General features: G+C 41.4%; 4 protein-coding genes. 1 reads left to right on the forward strand and 3 read right to left on the reverse strand.

Annotated features, from left to right (window positions below; all coding sequences use genetic code 11):
- The coding region (locus tag F6K38_RS40735) for a chromate transporter (RefSeq protein WP_287360519.1) at positions 1-338 on the forward strand (338 nt) is incomplete at its 5' end.
- Here F6K38_RS40735 and F6K38_RS40740 read toward each other — a convergent pair.
- The 3 genes from F6K38_RS40740 to F6K38_RS40750 all read right to left on the reverse strand — a co-directional run.
- Positions 292-594 (reverse strand): hypothetical protein, encoded by a 303-nt coding sequence (locus tag F6K38_RS40740; RefSeq protein ID WP_154659775.1) that lies wholly within the window; start codon positions 592-594, stop codon positions 292-294. The two genes, F6K38_RS40735 and F6K38_RS40740, sit on opposite strands and share 47 nt — an antisense overlap.
- Positions 595-884: 290 nt before the next feature.
- Positions 885-1,325, reverse strand: a complete 441-nt coding sequence (locus F6K38_RS40745) for a hypothetical protein (RefSeq protein ID WP_008183940.1) — start codon at positions 1,323-1,325, stop codon at positions 885-887.
- A 54-nt stretch (positions 1,326-1,379) separates the two neighbouring features.
- The coding region (locus F6K38_RS40750) for a DUF4365 domain-containing protein (RefSeq protein ID WP_287360521.1) at positions 1,380-1,888 on the reverse strand (509 nt) is incomplete at its 5' end.

Here is a 1,888-nt window from a genome sequence, read left to right on the forward strand (position 1 = left end):
TGCTGAATGGAAATGTTGGCGCAGTAGCTGCAACAATTGGAATCTTTTTGCCTGCCTTTGTGTTAGTCGGAATCCTCAATCCTTGGGTGCCCAAGCTACGCCAATCCCCCTGGGCAAGTGGATTCCTCGACGGTGTTAATGCGGCTTCCTTAGGACTGATGACAGGAGTAACTTATATCTTAGCACGTACTGCTTTAGTAGATTGGTTAACCGTTATGGTAGCAATAGTTAGCGCGGTGCTGGTATTTCGCTTTAAGGTAAATTCCGTATGGTTAGTGTTAATCGGGGGAATTATAGGATTGATTTCACAATTATCCCAGTTGTCGATTGGGTTTTAGGGAGTCGGGAGTCGGGAGTCGGGAGTCGGGAATCGGGAGTCGGGAGAATGAGGTAGACAGAATTTTTTCTATTTCTCCTGTTCCCTTGGCGTTGCTGATTCTGGGTATGGTTTTGCCCCCCTAGCCCCCCAATTTTGGGGGGAAAAAGACTTTCAAAGTCCCTTCCGGTGCGCTTTCCAATGGGCGAGTAAATCGCCCTTGGGTCGCACCGCAAAGTTGGGGGATTTAGGGGGCTTGACCAAAACCAGATCATCATCCATTCATTCCTTGATTCAGCAACGCCGTTCCCTTTGCTAAAGTAGCGGTTTTTAGCATAATGAGGTACACATAATTTTTACCTTCTTCCCTGCTCCCTGCTCCCTGCTCCCTTGGCTAATAGTATTACGCTTTTCCTTTAACCATGTTCACTAAAATCCCAATAACTTTATTAATATCGCTAATATAATAACTATCATTATCGATATAAGCGACATTTTTATCAAGCTTAACAAACCTCCATTCATCCCCTGTTGTTACTGCACCATATACACAGGGTAAATCATAACTTTATTCTTGATTAAAGAGTTGAGCGGCATACATTTCCGCAATACATTGACCTAAGCCAGAAATAATATTTTCATTCTTAGCTTCAACTATTGTAATTACCGGCAAATCTAAATATAACTGCTCTTCTGAACCACTAATGATATAATCGCAAAATCCAGTTAAGCCTTTTTCCTTATCGACATTAAAATCAATCCCTGAGAATAGACTAATTTTTTGAGATGATTTTTCTTTGACTTCCAGTAAAATATTAATAATGATTAGTTCTGACCTAGCTTTTTCCGTATTAATGGCTAACGCTAAAGGGAGATTTCTTTTTAAGGTCTGTGCGAGATAATCACTTATTTCAATTTCTTCACTATTGGAAAATAGTGACTGATCCTCGACAGTCTGAATATTAAAGTCAAGCTTGACTTTTTTTAGAGTAAAGTCACTGTATGCCACTTAAGTCTCCTGGTTTTGAGCTTAACGGTAAGGCGCTCGGGTGGATGGGTGTTGTTATGCGGCGGATTGGTGCTTCCGATTATACCAAGCATTAACTTCTGCGATTATCTGGCTAACCTGCTCCTGATCCAGAGAACGCCATTGATTGTTTTCAAGAATATGAAGGCTCTGGTTGGATTCACTTGGATACTTCAACCATCGGTAATAGCCCCTGTCATCGTCCATAGTGAAAAACAATACACATACCGGGAATGGCAAATCTTGAAAGTACTTCTTTTCTTGGTCAGACAAAACTAATGAAGCTTCTTGCTGTATGTCCTTGAAAGCTTTGTCTCGACCTTTGATGTGAACACCAAAAACCCTTCCTGTCGGTAATTTATCCCGTAGTATTGTTACCAACATATCTAGCCCATAATCAGCCTTCATCCTTTCCACAACTAGATCTTGGCTACGTGTCAAGTATACTATCGCCAGATGTTCAGCACGCTCACCAATGAAATAATCTAAATCTCGCTTCATTACTGCCTCCACTATTGCACTAGGAAGTCTGCTGTAACTTGACT

Origin of the sequence: Moorena sp. SIO3B2 (genome assembly GCF_010692525.1) — a bacterium.
Lineage (GTDB): Bacteria > Cyanobacteriota > Cyanobacteriia > Cyanobacteriales > Coleofasciculaceae > Moorena > Moorena producens.